The organism is Bradyrhizobium sp. BRP20, assembly GCF_020194215.1.
Lineage (GTDB): Bacteria > Pseudomonadota > Alphaproteobacteria > Rhizobiales > Xanthobacteraceae > Bradyrhizobium > Bradyrhizobium yuanmingense.
The window spans coordinates 123,629-147,102 of the sequence record NZ_JADYVY010000003.1; the positions used below are offsets into that span (position 1 = coordinate 123,629).

Below are 23,474 nucleotides of genomic sequence, written 5' to 3' on the forward strand. Positions count from 1 at the left end.
CTATTCGGCGGCGATCCGCTCCATCGCCATGGCGCGAAGCCGGGCGCGCTGGATCTTCACGCCGTTGGCACTGTCGGTGACGGGAAAGGCATCCACGACATAGATCCGCGCCGGCACCTTGTAGCCGGCGAGCCGCTCGCGCAGACGCGCGATCAGCGTCTCCTGGATGGGCGGCTCCGTTGTCGGGATCACGAAGGCGACGCAGCGCGCCTGGCCCTTGAGATCGATGGCGACGACCTGGGCGTCGGCGACGCCGGTGCAGGATTTGAGCTCGTCCTCGATCTCACCGGGCGCGACCAGGAAGCCGCCGAGCCGCATCGCATCGCCGGCGCGGGTCTCGTAGACGAACGACCCGTCGCCGCGCAGCCGGCCGATGTCGCCGGTCCGGAAGAAGCCGTCGGCGGTGATCGCCTCGCGTGTCGCCTCCGGGTTGTTGAAGTAGCCGAGGAAGCGCGAGGGCGCGCTGATCTCGATCTCGCCGGAGACGCGGCTTCCGGCGAGCTCGCCGGTCTCGACATCGCGCACGCGGACTTTCGCCTCCGGCGACATCGGCCAGCCGCCGCCCTCGATCCGATCGGCAAAGGCATCACTGGGGCCGCCGATCGAGAACAGCGCCTGCACCTCGCTCGATCCGTAGAGGCCATACAGCTTCATGCCGCGCGCTTCGGCTTCCACAGCCAGCTCGCGCCAGCCGGGCTGGAACGCGGCGAAGCCGCAGACTTCGAGATGCGGAAACGGGTGTGGCGCATCGGTGAGGGCGAGGATGCGCCGGAACATCTCGTCCGAACCGAAGGAATGCGTGATGCGCTCCGTGCTGAGGATCTCCAGCGCCGGCGCTGCTTCGAAGGCATCGAGCACATGAATGGTCGCGCCGGCCGCGAGGAAGCCGAGCAGGCTCGTCATGCCGAAGGTGCCGCAGAACGGCAGCATCGCCAGGAGCGAATGACGGTGGTGATCGAGCTGGAGCGCGTGGGCGACGGAGGCGGCGTGCGTCGCCAGCGTCGCTTGCGAATGCGCGACGAGCTTCGGCCCCTTGGTCGTGCCCGACGTGGTGTAGAGCAGCACGGGCAGGTCGACATCATCCTGGATCGGCGGAGGGGAAGGGTAAGTCGTCTCGAACGCATCGAACCGCACGCAGGGCCAGCGTGCGGGGATCGCATCCGCGCCGACCACCGCCAGCCGTTCCAGCGCGGGCACCTCGGCCTCGGCGACATCGGCGAGGATGGCGGCAAAGTCGATCGCGCGGAATGCCGCCTCGACCACCATGAGCTTCGCGCCTGACAGCTTGAGCAGGTGCGCGACTTCCGCGCTGCGGTAGCGCGTGTTGACGGCGGCGGCGACCGCACCGAGCCGTGCGGCGGCGAACAGCAGTGTCAGCCATTCGACCCGGTTGACCAGCCAGACCGCAACGACGTCGCCCTTGCCGATGCCTTGCGCGGCTAGCCAGGCGGCGGTCTGCTCGATCTTCGCCGAGAATTCCGCGCGAGCGACGGCCTTGCCGTCGAATACCAGGGCAGGGTCGGCGGCGGTCTTGATCCGGAGCAGCGATTGCAGCGAAAAATCGTTGGCACTCATGGCCATCGGACTAACCCGGTCGCGCAAGCCTGTCTACTTGGTGCCGAACATCCGGTCGCCGGCGTCGCCCAGGCCCGGCACGATATAGCCGTGGTCGTTGAGCCGCTCGTCGATCGCGGCGGTCCAGATCGGCACATCGGGATGCTCGCTCTGGAACTTGGCGATGCCTTCAGGCGCGGCCAGGAGGCAGACGAAGCGGATGTCGCGGGCGCCGCGCGCCTTGAGCAGGGACGCGCCGGCGCAGGCCGAGTTGCCGGTCGCCAGCATCGGGTCCATCAGGATCACGGTGCGGTCGGACAGGTCCTGCGGCGCCTTGAAGTAATATTCCACGGCCTGCAACGTCTCGGGGTCGCGGTAGAGCCCGATATGGGCGATGCGCGCCGAAGGCATCAGCGCCAGCATGCCGTCGAGAAAGCCGACGCCGGCGCGCAGGATCGGCGCCAGCGTGAGCTTCTTGCCGGCGATCTTGGGTGCCTGCATCGGCGCGATCGGCGTCTCGATGTCCACCAGCTCCAGCGGCAGGTCGCGCGTCACCTCGTAGGCCAGCAGCATCCCGATCTCGTTCAGGATCTCGCGAAAGCTCTTGGTCGAGCGGTCCTTCTCCCGCATCAGGGAGAGCTTGTGCTGGACCAGGGGGTGGGCGACGACGTTGACATTGCCTGTGCTCATGAAACCGCTCTACACGGTTCCGTGAAACTGCGCCAGATCGGCCAGGTAGTTTTAGGCAACGCCTTTTCCGCGGGATAGCCGACCTCAACCGGGCAGCGCGACTGCGCTGCGCGCGCGGTTGCTTGCCTCATAGGCAGCCATGGTCAGCTCGCGATCGATCGCCGCGCGCATGGCGTCCATGGCTCCCCGGCGCAGGCGCCGCTTTGCCGTGGCATGCGACGGCTTGTGGATGGCGCGCAGGCCGGTGATGATCGTCTCGATCGTGGCGTCGACCATCTCAGGTGTAACCACGCGATCGAGAAAGCCGGCCGTCTGCGCCTCCCCGGGTTCGTACATCTCGCCAAGCGTGACGGTACGGCTGAGCCAGGCCGGATGCAGCCGGCTGCGCGCGAGCTCGATGGCAAAGCTGGGAGGCGCGATGCCGATCGCCACCTCGTTCAGCCCCATGCGGTGCGGTCCGCGCGCGCCCAGCCTGACGTCGCAGGCGAGCAGCAGGAACGTTCCCATCGGGTAAGCATGGCCCTCCATCACGCCGATGGTCGGATGTGGAAACGACATCAGCCGCAGCGCAAGCTCGGCGCCGGCCCGGACCATCTCCAGGCTCTTGGCAGCATCGCCCGAGGCGAACACTTTCAGATCGAAGCCCGCGGAAAAGATGCCTGGCCGGCCCGAGCGCAGCACCACGATCTCCGCCTCCGTCTCGGCGCGGTCGAAGGCGGCGCCGATCTCGCCCAGCATCGCGGCCGACATCACGTTGACCTTGCCGTCGTCGAGCCCGATCCGCGCCACGCCGTCGTTCAGTTCATAGGTCACTCTCTCAGGCATCTGCCTCTCTCCGTCATTGTCATGCCTTGACTGTCGGAGGCTGATGTAGACCAATCAATATAATTTCCGAGCGGAGGAGAGTGCCATGCCGGCCGTGCCGAAGCACCGTCAGCCCATCATCAATGCCGCGGTGACGCTATTCCGCCGCCAGGGATTTGCCCGCACCGGCCTCAACGACATCGTCGACGTCAGCGGCGCGCCGAAGGGGTCGCTCTATCATTACTTTCCGGACGGAAAATCCTCGATCGCGGTGGCAGCGGTGGAGGAGGCGGGCCGCCGCGTCGCGGCGACGGTCGCCGAGCTCGCGGCAGAGTGCGGCTCGACCGGCGAGCTCTTGCGCGCGCACGCCAGACTGCTGGCAGGCTGGATGCAGGGCTCCGGCTTCCGCAATGGCTGCCCGATCACGACCGTGCTGCTCGAGCTGGCGCCGCGCGAGCGCGCCGTGTCGGAGGCCGGTCGCAAGGCCTATGCGGCACGGCTATCGATCCTGCGTGACAAGCTCGTCGCCGACGGGTTTGCCAGGCCGCGGGCGGAGGCGCTGGCGGTGCTCTGCACGTCGGCGCTCCAGGGCGCGCTGATCCAGGCCCGCGTCGAGCGCAGCGGCCGGCCGATCGAGGTCACCGCGTCGGAGCTGGCGCGACTGATCGAGGCGGAGGTGAGGAGCTAGACGCCGAGGCCGGGCACCACCAGGCCTCCGCCCCGTCCGGAGCGACCGCGGGGGACGCATTGCGGGTGCGCATAGCCGCTGGCTCCCGCCGGCCTTTATGAGATTCCTATAACGTTACCATAGCCCTCACCTCGAAAAGCTATGCGCGCAGTGGCACGTCAGCGGTGAAGTTTCCGGCTGGCGATGCGCTTGCATTGAACTCGGCCGGCGATCGTGTCGTACCAAGGAGTATCGCCATGATGGACCTTTTGATGCTGGCGCTGGGCTTCTTCTTCTTTGCCCTCGCGATCGGCTACACCTACGCCTGCGAACGGCTGTGAGGGAGCGGACCATGATCTTCGATTATGCGCTCGCCGGCGCCGTCTCGTTCGGCCTCCTGATCTATCTCACTTATGCACTGTTGCGGCCCGAGCGGTTCTGACGCCGTGCTGCTGCTCGCAAAATTGCTGCTGGCCGACGCTGCTCGTCGCGGGCCTGCTCGCGCTGCTCCTGCCGCTTTTGCGCCGGACCAAAAGCCTGAAGGGTTAATGCCATGACTATGATCGGCTGGTTCCAGATCATTCTCTATTGTGCGACTATCGTCGCGCTGACCAAGCCGCTGGGCTGGTACATGACGCGCGTGTTCAACGGCGAGCGCACCTTCCTGTCGCCTGTCCTGCGGCCGATCGAGGCCGGCATCTACTGGATCTCCGGCGTCGACGAGAAGCGCGAGCAGCACTGGCTGACCTACACGGTCGCGATGCTGCTGTTCCATGTCGCTGGCTTCCTCATCATCTACGGCCTGATGCGGCTGCAGGCCGTGCTGCCGTTCAATCCAGCCGGCCAATCCGCGGTCGCCGAGGATCTGTCCTTCAACACCGCGATCTCCTTCATCACCAATACCAACTGGCAGAACTACGGCGGCGAGAGCACGCTGTCCTATCTGACCCAGATGGTCGGCCTGACGCACCAGAATTTCCTGTCGGCGGCGACCGGCATCGTGCTCGCGGTTGCCCTGATCCGCGGCTTTGCCCGCGCGTCCATGCGCACAATCGGTAACTTCTGGGTCGATGTGACCCGCTGCACGCTCTACATCCTGCTGCCGATCTGTGTCGTGTTCACGCTGTTTCTGGTCTGGCAGGGCATCCCGCAAACGCTTGGCGACTACGTCGAAGCGACCACGCTCGAGGGCGCCAAGCAGACCATCGCGGTCGGCCCAGTGGCCTCGCAGGTCGCGATCAAGATGTTAGGGACCAATGGCGGCGGCTTCTTCAATGCCAATGCCGCTCACCCCTTCGAGAACCCGACCGCGCTGTCGAATTTCGTGCAGATGCTGTCGATCTTCGTGCTCGGCGCGGCGCTCACCAACGTGTTCGGCCGCATGGTCGGCAACCAGCGCCAGGGCTGGGCGATCCTCGCCGTGATGGGCGTGCTGTTCGTCGCAGGCGTCGCCGTTTGCTATTGGGCTGAAGCCAGCGGCACCACGACCCTGCATGCACTCGGCCTGACCGGCGGCAACATGGAGGGCAAGGAAGTCCGCTTCGGCATCGTCGCGTCCTCGCTGTTCGCGGTGATCACCACCGCCGCGTCCTGCGGTGCCGTGAACGCCATGCACGACAGCTTCACCGCGCTCGGCGGCATGGTCCCGCTGATCAACATGGAGTTAGGGGAGATCATCGTCGGCGGCGTCGGCGCCGGCCTATACGGCATGCTGCTGTTCGTCGTTCTCGCGATCTTCGTCGCAGGCCTGATGGTCGGCCGTACGCCGGAATATGTCGGCAAGAAGATCGAGGCCCGCGAGGTCAAGATGGCGATGCTCGCGATCCTGATCCTGCCGCTGATGATCCTGGGCTGGTCGGCCGTCGCGGTCGTGCTGCCCACCGGCGTTGCCTCGATGGCGAATGCGGGCCCGCACGGCTTCTCGGAAGTGCTCTACGCCTATACGTCGCAGACCGCCAACAACGGCTCCGCCTTCGCCGGCCTGACCGGCAACACCCCGTTCTACAACCTGACGGGCGCATCCGCGATGTTCGTCGGCCGCTTCTTCATGATCGTGCCGGCGATGGCGATCGCAGGCTCGCTCGCGGCCAAGAAATCGATCCCGCCGTCGATGGGCACTTTCCCGACCACCGGAGGCCTGTTCGTCGGCCTCGTCGTCGGCGTCATCCTGATCATGGGCGGCCTGACCTTCTTCCCGGCGCTCGCACTCGGCCCCATCGTCGAGCATCTCGCAATCTTCTGATTTTCGCTTTTCGGAGTGACCTCCATGGAACCTGTCCACAAATCCCACAAGCGCATGCCGGTCTCGGCGATGCTGGATCCCAAAATCGTCGTGCCGGCGATCGGCGCTGCCTTCACCAAGCTCGATCCACGCGCCATGATCAAGAACCCCGTGATGTTCGTGGTCGAGATTGTGGCCGCGCTCACCACCGTGATCTTCCTGCGCGATCTCGTCACCGGCGGGGAGAATCTCGGCTTCACCTTCCAGATCATCCTCTGGCTGTGGTTCACCGTGCTGTTCGCCAATCTCGCCGAAGCCGTGGCCGAGGGCCGTGGCAAGGCGCAGGCCGAGACGCTGCGCAAGACTCGCACCGAGAGCCAGGCCAAGCTCCTGAGCGGCGCGGGCCGTGACTACAAGCTCGTGCCGGGCACGAGCCTGAAGGTCGGCGATCTCGTGCTGGTCGAGGCGGGCGACACCATTCCTTCCGACGGCGAGGTGGTCGAGGGCGTCGCCTCCGTCAACGAGGCCGCCATCACCGGCGAGTCCGCGCCCGTGATCCGCGAATCCGGCGGCGACCGTTCGGCGGTGACGGGCGGCACGCAGGTGCTGTCGGACTGGATCCGGGTGCGCATCACCGCCGCGCAGGGCTCGACCTTCATCGACCGCATGATCAAGCTGGTCGAGGGCGCCGAGCGGCAGAAGACGCCGAACGAGATCGCGCTCAACATCCTGCTCGCCGGCCTCACCATCATCTTCGTGTTCGCCACGGTGACGATCCCGAGCTACGCCGCTTATGCCGGCGGCTCGATCTCGGTGGTCGTGCTGGTCGCTCTGTTCGTGACGCTGATCCCGACCACGATCGGTGCGCTGTTGTCGGCGATCGGCATCGCCGGCATGGACCGCCTGGTGCGCTTCAATGTGCTGGCGATGTCGGGCCGCGCGGTCGAGGCCGCCGGCGACGTCGACACGCTGCTGCTCGACAAGACCGGCACCATCACGCTCGGCAATCGGCAGGCGACCGCCTTCCGTCCCGTGCGCGGCGTCGCCGAGCAGGACCTGGCGGATGCCGCCCAGCTCGCCTCGCTGGCGGACGAGACGCCGGAAGGCCGCTCCATTGTCGTGCTGGCCAAGGAGAAGTACGGCATCCGCGGCCGCGATATGGCCGAGCTTGGCGCGACCTTCGTTCCGTTCACGGCGCAGACCCGCATGAGCGGCGTCGACGCCGGCGGCTCGTCGGTTCGAAAGGGCGCGGTCGATGCCATCCTCAACTATATCGGCGGCGGGGCGCCGACCAGGATCGCCTCCGGCAATACGGCACGGGGGATGCAGCCTGCGGCACTGTCCGAGGCGGGCCGCGAGATCAGCGCCATTGCCGACGAGGTCGCCAAATCGGGCGGCACGCCGCTGGCTGTCGCCAGGGACGGCAGGCTGCTCGGCATCGTCCAGCTCAAGGACATGGTCAAGGGCGGCATCCGCGAGCGTTTTGCCGAGCTGCGCCGCATGGGCATCCGCACCATCATGATCACCGGCGATAACCCGATGACGGCGGCCGCCATCGCCGCGGAAGCCGGCGTCGACGATTTCCTGGCGCAGGCAACGCCCGAGGACAAGCTGAAGCTGATCCGTGACGAGCAGGCCAAGGGCAAGCTGGTGGCGATGTGCGGCGACGGCACCAACGACGCGCCGGCGCTCGCCCAGGCCGACGTCGGCGTCGCCATGAACACCGGCACGCAAGCCGCCCGGGAGGCCGGCAACATGGTCGATCTCGATTCCAACCCGACCAAGCTGATCGAGGTGGTCGAGATCGGCAAGCAGCTCTTGATGACGCGCGGTGCGCTGACGACGTTCTCGATCGCCAACGACGTCGCCAAATATTTTGCGATCATCCCGGCGATGTTCCTGGCGTTCTACCCTCAGCTCAACATCCTCAACGTCATGAACCTGTCGAGCCCGCAAAGCGCCATCCTGTCGGCGATCATCTTCAACGCGCTCGTCATCATCGCGCTGATTCCGCTCGCGCTGAAGGGCGTCGCCTATCGCGCCGTCGGTGCCGGCGCGCTGCTCCGCCGCAACCTCCTGATCTACGGGCTCGGCGGCATCGTCATTCCCTTCATCGGCATCAAAGCGATCGATCTCGCGGTGACCGCCTTGCATTTGGCATAACCGGTCATTGCGAGGAGCTCTTGCGACGAAGCAATCCAGACTGCCTCCGTGGAAAGACCCTGGATTGCTTCGCTTCGCTCGCAATGACGGAAGACATAGGAGACCCAACATGCTCAGAGAAATCCGCCCCGCCATCGTCCTCTTGCTGGCGCTCACCGTCATCACGGGCCTTGCCTATCCGCTCGCAATGACCGGCATTGCCGGCGCGCTGTTTCCCGTGCAGGCGCAAGGCAGCCTGATCGAGAAAGACGGCAAGGTGATTGGCTCCGCCCTGATCGGGCAGGAGTTCAAGGACGACAAGTACTTCCACGGCCGCCCCTCGGCGACACTGGCGCCGGACCCGAATGATTCGACCAAGACGTTGCCCGCGCCCTACAACGCCGCCAATTCGGGCGGCTCCAATCTCGGTCCGACCAGCAAGGCGCTGGCCGACCGGCTGAAGGAAGATGTGGACAAGCTCAGGACCGAGAATCCGAACGCCTCGGTGCCGGTCGACCTGGTGACGACGTCGGCCAGCGGCCTCGACCCCGACATTTCGCCGGAAGCCGCGCAATTCCAGGTGCCGCGCGTCGCGAAGGCGCGCAATCTGCCGGACGGTCAGGTCAGGCAGCTCGTGGCCGCCAACACCGAAGGCCGTCTGCTCGGCTTCCTCGGCGAGCCCAGGGTCAACGTTCTGGCGCTGAACCTCGCGCTCGATCGGATCGCCGCGAAGTAGCCGTCTAGGCTCGCAGTGGACGGGTGATTATACTGGCAAGATGGTCCGAGAGCGTCGCGATCCCGAACAACGTCCGTCACCGGAGGCCCTGCTGGAAGCGGCGCGCCGGGAGGAGGGTGCGAGCGGCAGGCTGAAGATCTTCGTCGGCGCCGCTCCCGGCGTCGGCAAGACCTACGAGATGCTGCAAAGCGCCCAGGCCAAGCGCAAGGCCGGCATCGATGTCGTGGTCGGCTTCGTCGAGACTCATGGCCGCGCCGAGACCGAGGCGCTGGTGCGCGGCCTCGAAGTGGTCCCGCGCAAGAGGCTGGACTACCGCGGCCAGATCGTCGAGGAGATGGACCTCGACGCGGTGATCGCGCGGCGGCCGCAGATTGCGCTGGTCGACGAGCTCGCCCACACCAATGCGTCCGGAAGCCGCCATCCCAAGCGCTATCTCGACGTCGAGGAGCTGCTCTCGCACGGCATCGACGTCTATACCGCCGTCAACATCCAGCACATCGAGAGCCTGAACGACGTCGTTGCCCAGATCACCCATGTCCGGGTGCGCGAGACCGTGCCGGATTCGGTGTTCGACCGCGCCGACGCGATCGAGCTGATCGACCTCACGCCCGACGACCTGATCCAGCGCCTGAAGGAGGGCAAGGTCTATGTGCCCAAGCAGGCCCAGCGGGCGCTGGAGCATTATTTCTCGCCAGGCAATCTCACGGCGCTGCGCGAGCTCGCACTGCGGCGCACCGCCGAGCGGGTCGACGAGCAGCTGCTCAACCACATGCAGGCGAATGCGATTCCGGGGCCCTGGGCCGCGGGTGAGCGCATCCTGGTCTGCGTCAGCGAGGACCCGCGCGCGGCCGGCCTCGTGCGCTACACCAAGCGATTGGCCGACCGGCTGCATGCGCCGTTCACCGCGATTTCGATCGAGACGCGGCGATCGCTGCAATTGTCCGACGAGGAGCGCGATCGGCTGGCCGATACGCTGCGGCTCGCGGAATCGCTCGGCGGCGAAGCCTTGACCATTCCCGCCGTCGGCCGCCGCATCGCTGACGATCTCATCGGTTTCGCGCACGGCAACAACGTCACGCAGATCGTGATCGGCAAGTCGACGCGCTCGCGCTGGTTCGAGATGACACGCGGCTCGGTCGTGCACGATCTGGTGCGCCGCGCGGGCAATATCAGCGTTCACGTCATTCCCGGCAACGAGCTTTCCGGAGAGGCCGCGCCCAAGATGGCGGTGCAGACCGCCGCACGATCCGAGCCGTTCGATCCCTTGCCTTTTCTCAAGGCGCTTGGGATCGTGCTTGTGGGTCTCGGCGCTGCCAAGCTGATCCAGCCCTATTTCGGCATCGAGAACGTCGATCTCGTGCTGCTGACCTCGGTCGTCGCAGTTGCCGTGCGCTACGGCCTGTGGCCCTCGCTGTTGGCCACGGTGGCGGCTTCGCTCTGCTACAATTTCTTCTTCATCCCGCCGATCTACACCTTCACGATCACCGACCCGACCAATGTCGCCGCTTTCGTGCTGTTCATGGTGGTGGCGATGATCGTCTCCAATGTCGCGGCGCGCGTGCGCATCCAGGCCGACACCGCGATCGGCCGGATCAGGATGACCGAGCAGCTCTATGCCTTCAGCCGCAAGCTCGCCGGCACCGCCACGCTGGACGACGTCTTGTGGGCCAGTGCCTACCAGACCGCATTGATGCTGAAGGTCCGCGTGGTGCTGCTGTTGCCGGATGAAGGCCTGCTCACGGTGAAATCAGGCTATCCGCCCGAGGACGAGCTCGACCAGGCCGACCTTGCCGCCGCCAACTGGGCCTGGAGCAACGATCGTCCCGCCGGCCGCGGCTCGGATACCTTGCCGGGCGCCAAGCGGCTGTTTCTGCCGATGCGCACCGGGCGGGGCCCGATCGGTGTGATCGGCATCGACAACGATCGTACCGGCCCGCTGCTGACGCCGGACCAGCGGCGGCTGCTCGATGCGCTGGTCGACCAGGGCGCGCTCGCGATCGAGCGTGTGCTGCTGGTCGAGGACATGGACCGCGTCAAGCGCACCGTCGAATCCGAGCGGCTGCGCTCGGCGCTGTTGACCTCGATCTCGCACGATCTGAAGACGCCGCTCGCCTCGGTGCTCGGCGCGGCCTCCACCATGCGCGATCTCGCCGGCGCGCTCTCGGACACCGAGAAGCGCGATTTGCTCGCCACCGTGATCGACGAATCCGAGCGGCTCAACCGCTTCATCGCCAATCTGCTCGACATGACCAAGCTCGAATCCGGCGCCATCGTGCCCAACACAGCGCTGCACGATCTCAGCGAGATCGTCGGCAGCGCGCTCCGGCGCGCCAGTAAGATCCTCAGCCGCCACAAGGTCGAGCTGGTGCTGGCCGCCGATCTGCCGATGCTCCAGCTCGACGCCGTGCTGTTCGAGCAGGTGCTGTTCAACCTGCTTGACAATGCCGCGAAATACGCGCCCCCCGAAACCACGATCTCGATCCGCGGCCGGCGCGACAGCGCTCATGTCGTGCTCGAGGTCGCCGACGAGGGCGCCGGCATTCCACCGGACGAGCTCGAGAGCGTATTCGACAAGTTCTATCGCGTGCAGAAGGGCGATCACGTCCGTCCCGGCACCGGGCTCGGGCTTGCCATCTCGCGCGGCTTCGTCGAGGCGATGCGCGGCACGATCTCCGCCGCCAATCGCAGCGAGCGGAGCGGCGCGGTCCTCACCATTCGCCTGCCGGTTCCGGCAGAGAGCCACGCATTGGATACCGCCGCATGAGCGCTGCTCCGATCAAGGTCCTGGTCATCGACGACGAGCCGCCGATCCGCAAATTGCTGCGAATGGGGCTGACGACCCAGGGCTACGAAATCCTGGAAGCGCCGAACGGCAAGACGGCGCTGGAGAAACTTGGCGAGGAGCCGGCGCTGATCATTCTCGATCTCGGCCTGCCCGACGTTCAAGGCCATGAGCTGCTCCGCACCATCCGCGCCCGCAACGACGGCGTGCCGATCGTGGTGCTGTCGAGCCGCGGCGACGAAGCCGGCAAGGTGCAGGCGCTCGATCTCGGCGCCGACGATTATCTCACCAAGCCGTTCGGCATGGAGGAGCTGCTGGCGCGCCTGCGCGCCGCGCTGCGCCACCAGCTTCAGGTCAAGGGCGAGCGTCCGGTGTTCCGCACCGGCGATCTCTCGGTCGATCTCGTTCGTCGCATCGTCAAGGTCGGGGAGCGCGAGGTGAAGCTCTCGCCGAAGGAATATGACCTGTTGCGCGTGCTGGTGCAGCACGCCGGCAAGGTGCTCACCCACCGCTTCCTGCTGAAGGAGCTGTGGGACGAATTGACCGACGCGCAATATCTGCGCGTCTATGTCCGCCAGCTTCGCCAAAAGATCGAAGCCGATCCGGAGCGGCCGCAATACGTGCTGACGGAGACGGGGATCGGGTATCGGCTGAAGGCGGGGGAATAGACCCCGGCTGTCATTCCGGGACGCGCCCGTTGGCGCGGGCCCGGAATCCATTTCTCTGCCCGTCGCGCTTGGCACGATGGATTCCGGGCTCGATGCTTCGCATCGCCCCGGAATGACGAACTAACCCGCCTTCCTGTGCCTTGCCGTCGACCGGTGCGCCTTCTTCGCACTGCGGTGCCGTCCGGTCGCGCGGCGCGCGTGCGACTTCGCCGCCGTCTTCTTCCCGCCGCGTCCCTTCAGGCTCTGCTTCAGTGCGTCCATCAGGCTGACGACGTTGCTCGGCCGCTCCTCGGGCTCGGGCAGCTCGATCTTCTTGCCGCTGGCCTTGCGCTTCACCAGGGCCTTCAGCGCATCCTCGTATTCGTCCTTGAACTTGCTGGGATCGAAATGCGCCGCCTTGGTCTGCAGGATGTGGCCGGCGAGCTCGACCATGTCCTTGGTGATCTTCGGGCTCTTGATGTCGTCGAAGAACTGGTCCTCCTCGCGCAGCTCGTAAGGGAAGCGCAGCGTGGTGCCGAGCAGGCCCTTGCCGCGCGGCTCGATCGCCATGACGTGCTCGCGATTCGTCAGAACGATCTTGGCGAGCGCCACGCGTTCCTGGTCCTTCATCGCGTCGCGGATCACCGCGAACGCATCGACCGCCGCCTTGCCGTCGGGCGCGATGTAGTAGGGATGGTTGAGATAGCGCTGGTCGATCTCCTCGCGCGGCACGAAGCTCTCGATATCGATGGTGTGATTGCTCTCGATCTGGACCGCCTCGAGCTCCTCCGGCTCGATCTCGACGTACTTGCCCTTGCGCACTTCGTAGCCGCGGCCCTTCTGGTCGCTCTCGACGACGTCGCCGGTCTCGGAATCGATCATCTGCTGCTTGAGCCGGTTCCCGGTCTCGCGGTTGATCAGGTGAAACCGCGTCTTCTCGGCCGCGGTGGTCGCCGGATAGAGCACGACCGGGCAACTGACCAGCGACAGCTTCAACGTTCCCTTCCAGTAGGCGCGCGGGGCCATTCCATTCTCCAGCGTTTTCAAGGCGTTTTGGAACCCCAACCGTCCCATCGGGTTTTGGTTCCGGGCGGGACTTTCGCCGTGATAGGCTTCAAGTGCCGAACGAGAAGCGGGACCGGACGTGCTGCAGAAACTCTCCACCTACCGACAGAAGCGGGACTTCGAGAAGACGCCGGAGCCTTCGGGCAAGACCGCCGTGGCGCCATCGAAACAGCGGCGCTTCGTCATCCAGAAGCATGATGCGACCCGGCTGCACTACGACCTCCGGCTCGAATTCGACGGCGTGTTCAAGTCCTGGGCGGTGACGAAGGGGCCTTCGCTTGATCCCCACGACAAGCGGCTTGCGGTCGAAGTCGAGGACCATCCGCTCGATTACGGCGATTTCGAAGGCACGATTCCGGAAGGCCAGTACGGCGGCGGCACCGTGATGTTGTGGGACCGCGGCACCTGGGAATCGGACGATCCGGAAGCCGGCTTCAAGAAAGGCGACCTGAAGTTCACGCTCCATGGCGACAAGCTGCAGGGAAGCTGGGTCTTGGTGCGGATGCGCAACCGCGGCGGCGAGAAGCGGACCAACTGGCTCTTGATCAAGCATCGTGACGAGTATGTCCGCGAAGGCGCGGACAACGATATTCTCGAGCAGGACAAGTCCGTCGCCTCGGGCCGGGCGATGGAACAGATCGCGGAGGGAAAGGGCCGCGCGCCGAAGCCGTTCATGCTGGCGAAGGGGACCAAGGGCAAGGCCGACGCGGTCTGGCAGTCCAACCGCGCGGAAGAGACGAAAGGGCGGACGGTGAAGCCGTCGCCGCGCACCGCGTTGAAGGGCGGCAAAGCGGCGAAGAAAACTGCCGCGACCGCGACGAGGGCTAAGACGGTGTCTGAGATGCCGGATTTCGTTGCGCCGCAGCTCTGCACGCTGGTCGAGCGGCCGCCCGGAGACGAGGGCTGGTGCCACGAGATCAAATTCGACGGCTATCGCGTCCAGCTCCGGGTCGAGGACGGCGAGGCGACGCTGAAGACGCGCAAGGGACTCGACTGGACCAGCAAGTTCGCCTCCATCGCCGAGGAAGCCGCCGCGCTGCCGGAGGTGATGATCGACGGCGAGATCGTCGCGCTCGACCATAACGGTGCGCCGAACTTCTCCTCGCTGCAAGCTGCGCTGTCCGACGGCAAGACCGATGACCTGATCTTCTTCGCCTTCGATCTGCTTTTCGCGGAAGGGCAGGACTACCGTCGGCTGCCGCTTGGGGAGCGCAAGGCGCAGCTCAAGAAGCTGCTGGAATCGCGCAAGCGGAAATCGACTCAGATCCGCTATGTCGAGCATTTCGAGAGCGGCGGCGATGCGGTGCTGCAATCGGCCTGCAAGCTCGAGCTCGAAGGGGTGGTGTCGAAGAAGCTGAACGCGCCGTATCGTTCGGGGCGCACCGAGAGCTGGGTCAAGTCGAAATGCCGCGCCGGACACGAGGTGGTGATCGGCGGCTACAAGACCACCAACGGCAAATTCCGTTCGCTGATGGCAGGCGTGCAGCGCGGCGATCATCTCGCCTTCGTCGGCATGGTCGGCACCGGCTTTGGCGCTGATAAAGTCAAGCGCATCATGCCGGCGCTGAAGGCGATTGAGAGCAAGGAAAGCCCGTTCGGCGGCAAGAACGCGCCGAAGAAGACGCGGGACGTGCATTGGCTGAAGCCGGAGCTCGTCGCCGAAATCGAGTTCGCGGGCTTCACGGCCGACGGCAATATTCGCCAGGCGGCCTTCAAGGGCTTGCGGCAGGACAAGGCGGCCGAGGAGGTCGAGGCCGAGACGCCCGTCGACACCGAGCTCGCCGAGCCCAAAACCAGGAAGTCGGCGCGCGCGAAGGCGGGCGGGCGAGCGAAGCAGACCGCTCAAAATGCCGAGGTCATGGGCGTCGTCATCTCCAAGCCGGACAAGCCGCTCTGGCCGGATGACGGCGATGGTGGCGCCGTCACCAAGCTGGACCTTGCCCGCTACCTCGAAGCTGTCGGCGAATGGTTGATCGTGCATCTCAAGGGCCGGCCGTGCTCGCTGATCCGCGCGCCCGACGGCATCAAGGGCGAATGCTTCTTTCAGCGCCATGCGATGCAGGGAACGTCGAACCTTCTTGAGCTCGCGCGGGTCTCCGGTGACCGCAAGCCGTATCTTCAGATCGACCGGATCGAAGGGCTCGCCGCGGTGGCGCAGATCGGCGGCGTCGAGCTGCATCCCTGGAATTGCGCGCCCTATGCCTATGACACCCCGGGCCGCCTGGTGTTCGATCTCGATCCCGCCCCTGACGTGGACTTTCCCGACGTTGTCGAGGCCGCCAAGGAGATGCGGCAGCGGCTCGCTGATATCGGCATGGAGAGCTTCTGCAAGACCACCGGCGGCAAGGGCCTTCACGTCGTGGTGCCGCTGCTCCATGGCGCGCGCGACAAGGTGAGCTGGAAGGAGGCCAAGGCGTTTGCCCAAGGCGTCTGCCAGTGGATGGCGGACGACGATCCCGAGCGCTATCTGCTCAACATGTCGAAGAAGCTGCGCAAGGGAAAGATCTTCCTCGATTATCTGCGCAACGACCGCATGTCGACGGCGGTGGCCCCGTTGTCGCCCCGAGCGCGCGCCGGGGCCACGGTCTCGATGCCGGTGACCTGGGCGCAGGTGAAGAGCGACCTCGATCCCAAGCGCTATACGCTGCGCACCGTGCCGGCCCTGCTGGCGCGATCGAAGGCATGGGAGGGGTATGAGGATGCAGCCGTGTCGATCAAGGCCGCGATGAAGAAGCTGGCGGGGAAGGTGAAGTAGGTCTGCCGCTGTTGCGGGGAAGGCGGGTGTCGTAGGGTGGGCAAAGCGGAGCGTGCCCACCACCTTGTTTCGTTCGAGCGAAGTGGTGGGCTCGGCGCGTTGCGCCTTAGCCCACCCTACGGAGCCAGTACTAGATCCTTCCCATCAGGATCAGGATCAGCAGAATGACGATGACAAGCCCGAGGCCGCCGCCGCCGTAATAACCGGTGCCGTAGAACGGCCCGCCGCCGATGCCGCTGAAGCCGCCGAGCAGGGCGATGATCAAGATGATCAGAATGATCGTGCCGATTGACATACGAATCTCCTCCAGCCCTTCGTAAGAAGGGTCATTGCAAACCTGTCCCGTTGTGCGGGAGCAACTTGCCGCAGGTTGTAAAGTTCCGGCCTTGAAACACGGCCGGGGGATCAACTTGCATGGAACCTTTGCTGGTCGACCCGGCATGATTATGTGACGTCAGTCAGAAGAGGCAGGACCATGTCAGCACCGCTCGTCGTCTCGATTCCGCATCGTCTCGGCCGTGAGGAGGCGGTGCGCCGGCTCAAGACGGGGCTCGGCCGCGCCGCGGCGAGCATTCCGGTGATGCAGGTCGAGGAGGAACGCTGGAGCGGCGACACTATGGCCTTCCGCATCCGCGCGCTCGGCCAGGTCGCGACGGGGCAGGTCGATGTCGGCGACGATCAGGTCCGGGTCGAGGTGGTGCTGCCCTGGCTGCTGCAGCGGTTCGCCGAGATGGCGCAGGCCACGATCAGGAAGCGCGGCCAATTGCTGCTGACCAAGGACGGGGAGAAGTAACTTCAGGCGCGCACGCGTTGCCGCGGCGCCCTGACGGCGTTCGCCGTTCGGGCCGCGATGACCAAGGCAGGACAGTCACGGAAGGCCTGCGCGAGCGGCAAGTCGTTGCCGGCAAGGCCGGGCACGGCATAGCCCGTGATGTCGATGGTGGCGTCGATAGCTTCGGGTGCGGGCCATTCCCGGCCGGCTTGGGTGAACGGCGTGAAATGACGGCCGACGACGACGATCGCGGCGGCGCGGCCATGACGACGCGCGAAGGCGATGACATGGTCGGCATGGGCGCCCCGTACCTCAAGCGGCTGGTAGTCGCCCTGCGCGAAGACGTCGGCCAGCTCGTTGCGCAGCTTGAGCAGATGCCGCGTCCAGGCCAGCTTGAGCTTGCCGTCCGGCCAGCTCTTGATCAGGCCGCTCCAGTCCGGCGCTTCCAGTGATGTCAGCGCCGCGTGGCGTGCGGCGAAGTCGACCGGGCGGCGGTTGTCGGGATCGACCAGCGACAGGTCCCAGAATTCGGTGCCTTGATAGAAGTCCGGCACGCCCGGCAGCGTCGCCTTGAGCGTGAGCTGGCTCAGCGAGTTCAGCGTGCCGAGCAGCGCGACGCGGCGCGCCAGCGTCTGCAAGGCCTGAAGGAATTCCGCGGACTGGTCGGGGTCGAGGATCTTCGCGATGAAATCGCGGATCCCGTTCTCATACGCTTCATGAGGGTTGAGCCAGCTCGTCTCCTCCTTGCCTTCGCGCGCGGCCTTGAGGGCATAGGCCTGGATGCGCTCGATGAAGCCAGCATCGGCCGGCGCTTGAACCGGCCAGACACCGAGCAGGGTCTGGTAGAGCATGTATTCGAACGTCGCCGACGGCGCGCGGAAATTGCCGTGCAGCGTGAGGTGCGGCGCGTTCAGCACCTTCCAGCGCGCCACTGCGCTGGTCCATTCACCGGGAATCTCGCTGAGCGATGCGATGCGCGTGCGCGCATCCTCACCACGCTTGGTGTCGTGGGTGGCGGTTGCGGTCATGCCTTGCGGCCATTCCCTGGCGCGGGCCAGCATGGCCTGATGGAAGGCGGGAATGCTGAGGCCGGTGCTGGCGGGGTCGCCGCCGACCTCGTTCAGCGCCAGCAGCCGGTGGAATTGATAGAACGCGGTGTCCTCCAGCGACTTTGCCATCATCGGGCCGGTGAATTGCTGCACCTTCAGCGCGAAGCGGCGCACGCGCGGAGCGCTGTGCGGCGGGCGGCCCGGCTTGAGCAGGTCCATGGTCAAGGCATCGCGCAGGAAGTCGAAGATGCCTTCGTCGGCGGCGAACCAGTCGCGGCGGGCGCGCGCGATGGTGTCGTCGATCAGCTTGCGGTCCGCTGCGGTCGGGCCGCTATGGGTCAGGTAGGTGCGATAGACCGGGAAATGCAACACATAGAGCTCGAGCGCCTGCCGCAGGCTGTCGGCCGAGAAGTCGCGCGTCGAATAATGGCCGTTGGCGATGCGTGCAAGCAGGCGCGTCAGCACGGTGAATTCGCTGGTGAGCAGCGTCTCCAGCACGCGCCGCTTGGCGTCCTTGACGTAAGGCACAAGCCGTGGCGGCCGGTTGCTGATCTGCCGCCAGGTCTCGTCCAGCGCCTCCAGTCCCCTGGGATCGACCAGCACGTGGGTGATGACATTCATCCACTCGTAGCCGGTGGTGCCCTGGACGCCGGCGAAATGCGGCAGGCGCTCGTGCTCGCATAGGATTTTTTCGATCACGGTATAGAAGGGCTTTGCGTTGCCCTGCGCGTCGCGCACCAGGCGGCGCAATCGCTGGCAATATTGGGCCGGGTCACGCAGGCCGTCGATGTGATCGAGCCGGATTCCCTGCATTTTGCCGTCGGCGATGAGCTGCTTCACCAGCCGGTGCGTGGCGGCAAACGTGCTCGCGTCCTCGACGCGCAGGCCGGCGAGGCCGTTGACGTCAAAGAAGCGGCGATAATTGATGTCGCTGGAAGCAAGCCGCCAGTGCCCGAGCTTGTAGTGCTGGCGCTCCAGGAGGTGATGCAGCGTCAGTGTCTGTGCCGGGCGGTCCTTGCCGGCGCGATAGGCGGCAAGGCCGCGCTTGATGATGTCGGCGGCGCCTGCGATCTCCTTGAGCTCGGCCTTGAAGCCGGGAGCTTCCTTGCGATTGGGGCGCCGCAGCCCCGTGTAGCGGGTCGCGAGCGAGAGCAGGCGCTTGCCGGGCTCCGTTTCCGCCGCGTCCGCCTCCTTGACGACAATCCGCAGCATCTCGCCATAGCGCTCCGGCGCGATCGGTAAGCGGTGCTCGAAATACCAGGCGGAAAAAGTCCCTTCGTCCGGGTCGTAGCGCAGCTCGATATCGCCGCGCTCCAGCGCCTCGCCGTAGGACGCGCCGAGGATCGGCAGCAGCACGCCGCCGCGGGCGCGGTAGGCCAGCTGGTCCCAGTCGATGTCGAAGGACGCCGCGTGCGGCGAGGCCTGGCCCCATTCCAGCACGTCGAGCCACCACGGATTGTCGGCAAAATGCACGCCGACATGGTTGGGAACGAAATCGATGATGAGCCCGAGATCGTGCTGCTGAAGCACCTGGCTCAGCCGCGCAAAGCCGGCCTCGCCGCCGAGCTCGGGATTGAACTGGCCGTGATCGACGGTGTCGTAGCCATGGGTCGAGCCTTTGCGGGCCTTCATCACCGGCGAGGCGTAGAGATGCGTAATGCCCAGCGCCTTGAGATAGGGAACGACCGCGGCGGCCTTGTCGAAATCGAAATCCGCGGTGAGCTGGAGCCGGTAGGTCGCGAGCGGAATGGCGGGAGGCATTCTAACCTCCGAGGCGCCAAACCACCGACCAGGGCGTGAGCCGCTCGCCGGCTCCGCCGCCCCAGATCGGCGTGCCCGCGCTGACGCTGGAGGTGATCTCATGATCCGACAGGTTGGCGACAAGACGCAACGTGGTGCCGTCGCCCATGCGCCAATGTGCGGTGACGAGGCCGTTGTCGGCCGCTTCGGCATCACCGAAGCTTGCGCCCTTCAGCCGCGGCACGATCTGCTTGCGACGGACGCCGAGCAGCTCTCGCACCAGCGTGAGCCGCGCTTCCTGTTGCGGCGTGCGGCCGGTCCAGTCGAGCACGGCCGATTGCAGCGTTGGCGGATCGAGCGGGTCGGGCACCTCGTCGCCGTATTTCTCGTAAGCCCAGGCATATTCGCGCTTGCGGCCCTTGCGCACGGCATCGGCGAGTTCGCCCTGGAAATCGCAGAAGAACGGGAAGGGGACCGTCGAGCCCCATTCCTCGCCCTGAAACAGCATCGGCACCATCGGCGCGAGCAGGGTGACCGCGAGCGCGGCCTCGATCTGCTGTGGCGATGCCAGGCTTTCCAGCCGCTCGCCCAGCGGGCGATTGCCGATCTGGTCGTGGTTCTGCAGGAAATTGACGAAGGTCGCCGGCGGCAGCTGGCCGCTCGGCTCGCCGCGCGGCTTCTTGCCCCAGAATTCCGAGATCTCGCCCTGATAGACGAAGCCGGAGGCGAGAGCGCGTGCCAGATCCAGGCGCGGCGTCTGGTAATCGCCATAGTAGCCGGCATGCTCGCCGGTCAGCATCACGTGCCAGACGTGATGATAATCGTCGTTCCACTGCCCGCGATATTTGCCGTTCGGCGGCTCCTGCGCGGCATCGAGCAGGCTGGCGCGGTTGTCGCCGTTCTCCAGCACGAGATGGATGTGGCGTCGCGTGGCCTTGGCGAGCTCGCCGGTGGCAACGCTGAGGTCCTGCAGCATGGACTGCTCGCCCGGGACAGCCATGATGTGGTTGGCGGCGTCGAGTCTGAGGCCATCGAAGCGGTAGTCGCCGAGCCAGGACAGCGCATTCTCGACGGCGAAGGCTCGCACCTGCGGCACGCGATAATCGATCGCGCTGCCCCACGGCGTGTGCGCATCGGTGAAGAAGGTCGGCGCGTAACGGCCGAGATAGTTTCCTTCCGGGCCGAAATGATTGTAGACGACGTCGAGGAACACCATCAGCCCGCGCAGATGCGCCTCGTCGATCAGCGTCTTCAGGTCTTCGGGCCGGCCATAGGCGCTGTCCGGCGCATACCACAGCACGCCGTCATAGCCCCAGCCGCGGCGGCCTGCGAAATCGGCGAGCGGCATCAATTCCAGCGCATTGATGCCGGTCGCGGCGAGGTGATCGAGCTTGTCGATCATGGCGCGATAGCTGCCTTCGGACGTGAAGGTGCCGACATGGGTTTCGATCAGCACCGTCTCTTCCCAGGGACGGCCGCGCCAATCGCGCGCGCGCCAGACGAAGGCATCGTGATCGATCACCTCGCTCGGGCCGAACACGTCGTCGGGCTGGAAGGCCGAAGCGGGATCCGGCACGTCGATGTCGTCGTCGATCCTGAACTTGTACTTGCTGCCAGATGACAAGCCGGCGATCTCGGCGACGAACCAGCCATCCTGCCGGCGCTGCATCGCGTGCCTGCGGTCGAGCAGGAGATCGACGCGGCGCGCGGCCGGCGCCCACAGCCGGAACGACACGCCGTCCTTGGTCGGCCTCGCCCCGAAGGATGGCCTCATAGCGCGCCTGCGAAGGCGAGCACGGAGCGTGGCGGCGCCTTGCTGTCGCTCCCGGGCAGGAAGTCGATCGTATTCAGCTTGGCATCGGTCGTGTTCAGCAGCTGCTGCCAGCTCTTGTATTCGGTCATTTTGGGCAATTTGAATGCGATCTCTTCGGGAGCGGCGTTCAGTACGATAAAGATCGCAGCCCCACCCGGTTCCATCGGGCCCATCACATAGGAGAGAAACCGCCCATCCGGGAATGTCCAGTCACTCTCCGTCATCTCGTTGCCGGCGGGCGTCAGCCACAATGCGCCGTAGGAGACGCCGTCCTTGGGGCGGCCGTCGAGCCAGCGATGGCTGCGCAGCTGTGAGAAACGGCGGCGGATGTCGGCGAGCTGGGCGACGAAGTCGATCATGTCGTCGCCGTCCTTGCCGAGATTGTCCCAGCCGACCCAGCCGACCTCGTTATCCTGGCAATAGGCGTTGTTGTTGCCGGATTGCGAGTTGCCGACCTCGTCGCCGGCGAGGATCAGCGGAACGCCCTGCGCGAGCATCAGGCAGGCCAGCACGTTCTTGCGCAGCTGGCGGCGCAGGTTGATGATGCCAGGATCATCGGTCGGGCCCTCGACGCCGCAATTGTTGCTGTGATTGTCGTTGGAGCCGTCGCGATTGTCCTCGCCGTTGGCCTCGTTGTGCTTCTCGTTGTAGCTGAAGAGGTCGGCGAGCGTGAAGCCGTCGTGGACGGTGATGTGGTTGATGCTGGCGCGCGGCCGCCGTCCGTCGTGATTGAACAAGTCGGAGGACGCGGTCATGCGGCTGGAGATGTCGCCGATCAGGCTACCTTCACCGCTCCAGTAGCGGCGCATGGCGCTGCGATAGCGGTCGTTCCATTCTGACCATTGCGAGGGAAAGGCTCCGACCTGGTAGCCGCCGAGGCCGAGGTCCCACGGCTCGGCGACGAGCTTGACGGTGGCCAGCACCGGGTCCTGCCGCACCGCGGTCAGGAACGAGCTGCCGCGATCGAAACCGTTCGGCCCGCGCGCCAGCGTGGTGGCAAGGTCGAAGCGGAAGCCGTCGACATGGCAGACCTCGACCCAGTAGCGCAAGGAATCCATCACCATTTGCAGCACGCGCGGATGGGTGAGGTTCACCGACGAGCCGCAGCCGGTGAAGTCGTCGTAATAGCGCGGGTTCTCGCGGTTCAGCCAATAATAGGAGGCGTTGTCGATGCCGCGATAGCACAGTGTCGGACCGAGATGATTTCCCTCGGCGGTGTGGTTGTAGACGACGTCGAGCATCACTTCGATGCCGGCATCGTGCAGCCGCGCCACCGTAGTGCGGAAGGAATCGAGCGCGTTGTCCTGGGCGTAGCGTGGCTCGGGCGCAAAGAACGACAGCGTGTTGTAGCCCCAGTAATTGGCGAGCTTCTTTTCCACCAGGATGCGGTCGTCGACGAAGCTGTGCACCGGCAGCAGCTCGACCGTGGTGACGCCGAGCTTCTTGAGGTGATCGATCATTGCCGGTGAAGACAAGCCGCCATAGGTGCCGCGCAGATTCGGCGGCACGTCCTCGCGCTTCTGGGTCAGGCCCTTGACGTGGGCCTCGTAGATGATCGTGTCTTCCCAGGGAATATTCGGCCGGATCTCGCGGCGGCCCCAGTTGAAGGTCTCGTCGACCACGACGGCCTTGGGCATGCCGCGCGCATTGTCGCGCCGGTCGAACGACAGGTCCTCGCGCGGGCTTCCGGTGCGGTAGGCGAAATGCGCATCGCTCCAGACCAGGCGCCCGGCAAGCCGCTTGGCGTAGGGGTCGAGCAGCAGCTTGTTGGCGTTGAAGCGATGGCCGTGCTCGGGCTCGTAGGGGCCGTGCACGCGATAGCCGTAAAGCTGGCCCGGCGCGACGTCGTTGAGATAGCCGTGCCAGACATCCTCGGTCTTCTCGGGCAGCTCGATGCGCTCGAGCTCGCGGCGGCCTTGGGTGTCGAACAGGCAGAGCTCGACCTTCTGCGCGTTGGCGGAGAACAGCGCGAAATTGGTGCCGCGTCCGTCCCAGCTTGCGCCGAGCCGTGCGGGCGATCCGGCAGTCAGGCGCATC

Annotated in this window: 18 protein-coding genes; 10 read left to right on the top strand and 8 right to left on the bottom strand. The window is 65.7% G+C overall.

Annotated features, from left to right (window positions below; translation table 11 throughout):
• From I6F33_RS09640 to I6F33_RS09650, 3 genes are all read right to left on the bottom strand, one after another.
• Complete coding sequence (locus I6F33_RS09640; RefSeq protein WP_225142486.1) at nucleotides 1–1,575, bottom strand: AMP-binding protein; 1,575 nt, start codon at nucleotides 1,573–1,575, stop codon at nucleotides 1–3.
• Nucleotides 1,576–1,608: 33 nt separating this feature from the next.
• The gene (upp, locus tag I6F33_RS09645) at nucleotides 1,609–2,244 is read right to left on the bottom strand and encodes a uracil phosphoribosyltransferase (protein WP_036007202.1); all 636 of its coding nucleotides are present in this window, start codon (nucleotides 2,242–2,244) and stop codon (nucleotides 1,609–1,611) included.
• 84 nt (nucleotides 2,245–2,328) lie between these two features.
• On the bottom strand, nucleotides 2,329–3,069 hold the full coding sequence (locus I6F33_RS09650) for a crotonase/enoyl-CoA hydratase family protein (RefSeq protein WP_225112095.1): 741 nt from the start codon (nucleotides 3,067–3,069) through the stop codon (nucleotides 2,329–2,331).
• 85 nt (nucleotides 3,070–3,154) lie between these two features.
• Here I6F33_RS09650 and I6F33_RS09655 point away from each other — a divergent pair, with 85 nt between their 5' ends.
• From I6F33_RS09655 to I6F33_RS09690, 8 genes are all read left to right on the top strand, one after another.
• On the top strand, nucleotides 3,155–3,736 hold the full coding sequence (locus tag I6F33_RS09655; RefSeq protein ID WP_036007209.1) for a TetR/AcrR family transcriptional regulator: 582 nt from the start codon (nucleotides 3,155–3,157) through the stop codon (nucleotides 3,734–3,736).
• Nucleotides 3,737–3,900: 164 nt separating this feature from the next.
• Nucleotides 3,901–4,056, top strand: coding sequence for a hypothetical protein (locus I6F33_RS09660; RefSeq protein ID WP_156446730.1), 156 nt, complete (start codon nucleotides 3,901–3,903; stop codon nucleotides 4,054–4,056).
• 11 nt (nucleotides 4,057–4,067) lie between these two features.
• A complete protein-coding gene (locus tag I6F33_RS09665) occupies nucleotides 4,068–4,157 on the top strand; it encodes a K(+)-transporting ATPase subunit F (RefSeq protein WP_035698142.1) in 90 nt (29 codons plus the stop codon).
• Nucleotides 4,158–4,268: 111 nt separating this feature from the next.
• Nucleotides 4,269–5,957, top strand: a complete 1,689-nt coding sequence (gene kdpA / locus I6F33_RS09670) for a potassium-transporting ATPase subunit KdpA (RefSeq protein WP_225142177.1) — start codon at nucleotides 4,269–4,271, stop codon at nucleotides 5,955–5,957.
• Between the two features lie 24 nt (nucleotides 5,958–5,981).
• On the top strand, nucleotides 5,982–8,099 hold the full coding sequence (gene kdpB / locus I6F33_RS09675) for a potassium-transporting ATPase subunit KdpB (protein ID WP_225142180.1): 2,118 nt from the start codon (nucleotides 5,982–5,984) through the stop codon (nucleotides 8,097–8,099).
• A gap of 109 nt (nucleotides 8,100–8,208) precedes the next feature.
• The gene (locus tag I6F33_RS09680; RefSeq protein WP_225142182.1) at nucleotides 8,209–8,814 is read left to right on the top strand and encodes a K(+)-transporting ATPase subunit C; all 606 of its coding nucleotides are present in this window, start codon (nucleotides 8,209–8,211) and stop codon (nucleotides 8,812–8,814) included.
• Between the two features lie 40 nt (nucleotides 8,815–8,854).
• Nucleotides 8,855–11,578, top strand: coding sequence for a sensor histidine kinase KdpD (locus tag I6F33_RS09685; RefSeq protein WP_225142184.1), 2,724 nt, complete (start codon nucleotides 8,855–8,857; stop codon nucleotides 11,576–11,578).
• Nucleotides 11,575–12,264, top strand: a complete 690-nt coding sequence (locus I6F33_RS09690; protein WP_109144771.1) for a response regulator transcription factor — start codon at nucleotides 11,575–11,577, stop codon at nucleotides 12,262–12,264. The genes I6F33_RS09685 and I6F33_RS09690 overlap by 4 nt, the downstream gene beginning before the upstream one ends.
• A gap of 120 nt (nucleotides 12,265–12,384) precedes the next feature.
• On the opposite strand, the gene I6F33_RS09695 is transcribed toward I6F33_RS09690, so the two are convergent.
• On the bottom strand, nucleotides 12,385–13,269 hold the full coding sequence (locus I6F33_RS09695) for a Ku protein (protein ID WP_225142186.1): 885 nt from the start codon (nucleotides 13,267–13,269) through the stop codon (nucleotides 12,385–12,387).
• Between the two features lie 118 nt (nucleotides 13,270–13,387).
• Here I6F33_RS09695 and ligD point away from each other — a divergent pair, with 118 nt between their 5' ends.
• Entirely contained in the window at nucleotides 13,388–16,063 is a 2,676-nt protein-coding gene (gene ligD, locus I6F33_RS09700; protein ID WP_225142188.1) for a DNA ligase D, read from the top strand.
• 130 nt (nucleotides 16,064–16,193) lie between these two features.
• On the opposite strand, the gene I6F33_RS09705 is transcribed toward ligD, so the two are convergent.
• A complete protein-coding gene (locus tag I6F33_RS09705; RefSeq protein ID WP_009798696.1) occupies nucleotides 16,194–16,358 on the bottom strand; it encodes a DUF3309 family protein in 165 nt (54 codons plus the stop codon).
• Between the two features lie 180 nt (nucleotides 16,359–16,538).
• Here I6F33_RS09705 and I6F33_RS09710 point away from each other — a divergent pair, with 180 nt between their 5' ends.
• Nucleotides 16,539–16,856 carry a polyhydroxyalkanoic acid system family protein gene (locus I6F33_RS09710; protein WP_036007246.1) on the top strand — a complete coding sequence of 106 codons (318 nt, stop codon included), beginning with the start codon at nucleotides 16,539–16,541 and terminating at the stop codon, nucleotides 16,854–16,856.
• A gap of 2 nt (nucleotides 16,857–16,858) precedes the next feature.
• Here the strand turns inward: I6F33_RS09710 and treY are convergent, their stop codons facing one another.
• Genes treY through glgX form a run of 3 tightly spaced genes read right to left on the bottom strand, consistent with a single transcriptional unit; the run spans nucleotide 16,859 to nucleotide 23,473 of the window.
• Complete coding sequence (gene treY, locus I6F33_RS09715) at nucleotides 16,859–19,645, bottom strand: malto-oligosyltrehalose synthase (RefSeq protein ID WP_225142190.1); 2,787 nt, start codon at nucleotides 19,643–19,645, stop codon at nucleotides 16,859–16,861.
• 1 nt (nucleotide 19,646) lies between these two features.
• The gene (gene treZ, locus I6F33_RS09720) at nucleotides 19,647–21,398 is read right to left on the bottom strand and encodes a malto-oligosyltrehalose trehalohydrolase (protein WP_225142193.1); all 1,752 of its coding nucleotides are present in this window, start codon (nucleotides 21,396–21,398) and stop codon (nucleotides 19,647–19,649) included.
• Nucleotides 21,395–23,473 (bottom strand): glycogen debranching protein GlgX, encoded by a 2,079-nt coding sequence (glgX, locus tag I6F33_RS09725; protein WP_225142195.1) that lies wholly within the window; start codon nucleotides 23,471–23,473, stop codon nucleotides 21,395–21,397. Before glgX ends, treZ begins: the two co-directional genes overlap by 4 nt.
• Between the last annotated feature and the right edge of the window lies 1 nt (nucleotide 23,474).

Bases quoted from the DNA above. Each gene is read 5' to 3' on its own strand.
- kdpB (WP_225142180.1), top strand. From the start codon at position 5,982: ATGGAACCTGTCCACAAATCCCACAAGCGCATGCCGGTCTCGGCGATG.
- treY (WP_225142190.1), bottom strand. From the start codon at position 19,645: ATGCCTCCCGCCATTCCGCTCGCGACCTACCGGCTCCAGCTCACCGCG.
- I6F33_RS09690 (WP_109144771.1), top strand. From the start codon at position 11,575: ATGAGCGCTGCTCCGATCAAGGTCCTGGTCATCGACGACGAGCCGCCG.
- I6F33_RS09705 (WP_009798696.1), bottom strand. From the start codon at position 16,358: ATGTCAATCGGCACGATCATTCTGATCATCTTGATCATCGCCCTGCTC.
- I6F33_RS09685 (WP_225142184.1), top strand. From the start codon at position 8,855: ATGGTCCGAGAGCGTCGCGATCCCGAACAACGTCCGTCACCGGAGGCC.
- I6F33_RS09640 (WP_225142486.1), bottom strand. From the start codon at position 1,575: ATGAGTGCCAACGATTTTTCGCTGCAATCGCTGCTCCGGATCAAGACC.
- I6F33_RS09695 (WP_225142186.1), bottom strand. From the start codon at position 13,269: ATGGCCCCGCGCGCCTACTGGAAGGGAACGTTGAAGCTGTCGCTGGTC.
- I6F33_RS09710 (WP_036007246.1), top strand. From the start codon at position 16,539: ATGTCAGCACCGCTCGTCGTCTCGATTCCGCATCGTCTCGGCCGTGAG.
- I6F33_RS09650 (WP_225112095.1), bottom strand. From the start codon at position 3,069: ATGCCTGAGAGAGTGACCTATGAACTGAACGACGGCGTGGCGCGGATC.
- upp (WP_036007202.1), bottom strand. From the start codon at position 2,244: ATGAGCACAGGCAATGTCAACGTCGTCGCCCACCCCCTGGTCCAGCAC.
- glgX (WP_225142195.1), bottom strand. From the start codon at position 23,473: ATGCGCCTGACTGCCGGATCGCCCGCACGGCTCGGCGCAAGCTGGGAC.
- I6F33_RS09665 (WP_035698142.1), top strand. From the start codon at position 4,068: ATGATCTTCGATTATGCGCTCGCCGGCGCCGTCTCGTTCGGCCTCCTG.
- kdpA (WP_225142177.1), top strand. From the start codon at position 4,269: ATGACTATGATCGGCTGGTTCCAGATCATTCTCTATTGTGCGACTATC.
- I6F33_RS09680 (WP_225142182.1), top strand. From the start codon at position 8,209: ATGCTCAGAGAAATCCGCCCCGCCATCGTCCTCTTGCTGGCGCTCACC.
- treZ (WP_225142193.1), bottom strand. From the start codon at position 21,398: ATGAGGCCATCCTTCGGGGCGAGGCCGACCAAGGACGGCGTGTCGTTC.
- I6F33_RS09655 (WP_036007209.1), top strand. From the start codon at position 3,155: ATGCCGGCCGTGCCGAAGCACCGTCAGCCCATCATCAATGCCGCGGTG.